General features: G+C 65.9%; 4 protein-coding genes. 1 reads left to right on the top strand and 3 read right to left on the bottom strand.

Translation table 11 applies throughout. The features are described 5' to 3' along the window. The 3 genes from EAW56_RS11615 to EAW56_RS11605 all read right to left on the bottom strand — a co-directional run. On the bottom strand, window positions 1–1,699 hold a 1,699-nt coding region (locus EAW56_RS11615), incomplete at its 3' end, for a heavy metal translocating P-type ATPase (protein ID WP_147453311.1). 4 nt (window positions 1,700–1,703) lie between these two features. Further along, window positions 1,704–1,904, bottom strand: coding sequence for a heavy-metal-associated domain-containing protein (locus tag EAW56_RS11610; protein WP_095535642.1), 201 nt, complete (start codon window positions 1,902–1,904; stop codon window positions 1,704–1,706). A gap of 48 nt (window positions 1,905–1,952) precedes the next feature. Then, a complete protein-coding gene (locus tag EAW56_RS11605; protein ID WP_095535643.1) occupies window positions 1,953–2,165 on the bottom strand; it encodes a transporter in 213 nt (70 codons plus the stop codon). A 105-nt stretch (window positions 2,166–2,270) separates the two neighbouring features. Here EAW56_RS11605 and EAW56_RS11600 point away from each other — a divergent pair, with 105 nt between their 5' ends. Next, on the top strand, window positions 2,271–2,654 hold the full coding sequence (locus EAW56_RS11600) for a thioredoxin family protein (RefSeq protein ID WP_095535644.1): 384 nt from the start codon (window positions 2,271–2,273) through the stop codon (window positions 2,652–2,654). Window positions 2,655–2,782: the final 128 nt, after the last annotated feature.

The following is a 2,782-nucleotide window of genomic DNA, read 5'->3' as shown; positions in this document are numbered from 1 at the left end:
CCGCGTTATCGCCGGTGAGCAGGTGCGGGGTGAGCCCCAGCTCGCGCAGCTTCGCCACAGCGCGGGCCGAGTCCGGCTTCACCGTGTCCCGGACCGCGACCATGCCTTCCGCGTGCCCGTCGACCTCCACGGCGATCGGGGTGGCCCCGGCCTGCTCGGCCTCGCGGAACGCGCGGGCCAGTGGCCCGTCGAGTTCCGCGCTGGGCCGGCCCACGCGCACGTTATGGCCCTCCACGGTGGCGGACGCCCCGCGGCCCGGCTCATTGGTAAACCCGGACGCTTCCGGTACGTCGTCGCCCGCGGCCTTGACGATCGCGCGGGCGATGGGGTGCTCGGACCCGGCCTCTACGGCGGCGGCGAGGCGCAGCGCGTTGTCGCGGCCGGTGACGTCCACGACCGCCATCTCGCCGCTGGTCACGGTGCCGGTTTTGTCCATCACCACCGTGTCCACCTGGCGGGTGGATTCCAGCATCTCGGGGCCCTTGATCAGTAGGCCCAGCTGCGCGCCGCGCCCGGTGCCCACCAGGATCGCGGTGGGGGTGGCTAGGCCGAGGGCGCAGGGGCACGCGATGATGAGGACGGCGACCGCCGCGCGGAACGCCTCGCTCACGCCGTTGCCCACGAGCAGGTGCCCGACCAGGGCCACGACGGAAATGGCGATGATGGTGGGGACGAACACGCGCGAGATCCGGTCCACCAGCCGCTCGACCGGGGCCTTGCCGGACTGCGCGTCCTTGACCAGCTTGCCCATCTGGGCGAGCGTGGTCTCGCTCCCCACGCGCGTCGCCTCCACCACGATGCGCCCGGACGTGTTGAGCGTTGCGCCCGTCACGCTGGCGCCTTCGTCCACTTCTACGGGGACGGATTCACCGGTGAGCATGGAGGCGTCGATAGCCGAATGCCCCGACACCACGCGCCCGTCGGTAGCAATCTTCTCGCCGGGGCGCACAACAAAACGGTCGCCGACCTGGACTTCCGCGATCGGGACGCGGACTTCCTTGTCGCCGCGCAGCACGCTCGCGTCCTTCGCGCCCATGCTCAGCAGCTCGCGCAGCGCGGCGGAGCTCTGCCCCTTCGCGCGCGTCTCAAACCACCTGCCGAGCAGCAGGAACGTAATCACGACGCAGACGGATTCGAGGTAAATCTCGTGCGGGCCGCGCTCCGCAAACAGCGCCACGATGGACCACACGTACGCCGCGGTCGTGCCCAGCGTAATCAGGGTGTCCATGGTGGTGGCACCGTGGCGCAGGTTGATCAGCGCCGCGCGGTGGAACACGCTGCCGGCGGAGAAATACACCAGCGTCGTCGCGGCGAACGCGGCCCACTGCCAGTTCGGAAACTGCAGGCCGTGCACCATCGACACCAGCATGACCGGCACCGTCACCAGCGCCGCCCAGATCGTCGTTCGCTTGAGCCGTTCGGCTTCGTCGTCGCGGGCGTCGCTCACCGAGCTTATCGACGCCCCCTCGTCCCCGCCTTCCTCGCCTCCCATCACGAAGGCGTCGTAGCCGGCGGTGCGGACGACGTCGATAAGCTGCTCCGGCGTCGTGGTGGCCTCGTCGAAATCGACGGTCGCCGTCTCCGTGGAGTAGTTGACCGCCGCGTCGACGCCGTCGAGCTTGTTCAGCTTGCGCTGGACGCGCGACGAGCACGACGTGCACGTCATGCCCGTGACGCCCAGCTCGATGTGGCTGGTCATAGCGCTACTTCAGGGTGTAGCCGGCTTCGGCGACGGCCTTTGCGACGTCCTCGGCGGAGAAGCCTTCGCCGGACACGGAGACGGAGCCGGTGGTGTGGTCGGCCTTGACGTCGGTGACGCCCTGGATCTCGCCGATCTCCTCCTGCACACTGAGCTCGCAGTGTCCGCAGGTCATGCCTTCAACAGTGAATTCGCGGGTTGCCATGATGCTGTCCTTTCGGTTGGCGGTTCACGTACACCCGCAACTATACCCCTAGGGGGTATCTGGCGAAAGGATGGTGAAGCCGGCGTGCTCCGCCGCAGCGATGATGTCGGCGTCGGTGAAGTTTTCGCCCGCGACCGTCATGCGGCCCTCGTTCGGCTCCACGGTGACGTCGAAAGTGCCCTCGACCAGGCGTACTTCGTCGACCAGCGAATCAACTGCGACCTCACTGGACTGGCCCGAAATGTTGTAGTTCTTCGTCATGATTTCCGCCCCTACCGGCTCGGCTGAGACTGCAAAGGAATGCAGTCGCGCTTGTTACTGTTGCACCGAGGGCAACGTTAACAAACCCCTGTAAAGGAGTATGCAATGAGCACTATCGATGTGACGAAAGAGAACTTCGACGAACTCGTCCAGAAAGACGGCATCGTCTTCGTCGACGCTTGGGCGGAATGGTGCGGTCCGTGCAAGGCCTTCGCGCCGACCTTTGCCAAGGCATCGGAAGCGCACCCCGATGTCACCTTTGCCAAGCTGGACACCGAGGCAGAGGAAGAGCTTGCTGGCAAGCTCGGCGTGACCAGCATTCCCAACATCATCGTCTTCCGTGACGGCATCCCCCTTTACCAGCAGGCCGGAAACATGGCGCCGGCCGACTTCGAATCGCTCATCGGCCAGGTCAAGGCGGTTGACATGGAGGAGGTCCGCAAGCAGTACGAGAAGATGCTGGCCGAGCAGGGCAAGCAGGGCGAATAGACCGAAAACCTGCGTACACTGGGGCGGCGACCATTTTGCGACGACGGAAGGACACGACACATGGCAAACCCGTTCTCTAAGGGCTGGAAGTACCTGATGCAGTCGTTCGACACCAAGATCGACGAAAA

The organism is Corynebacterium gottingense, assembly GCF_003693265.1.
Classification (GTDB): domain Bacteria; phylum Actinomycetota; class Actinomycetes; order Mycobacteriales; family Mycobacteriaceae; genus Corynebacterium; species Corynebacterium gottingense.
The sequence above is the reverse complement of the archived record's forward strand: the minus strand, read 5'-3'. Positions and strand labels throughout refer to the sequence as shown.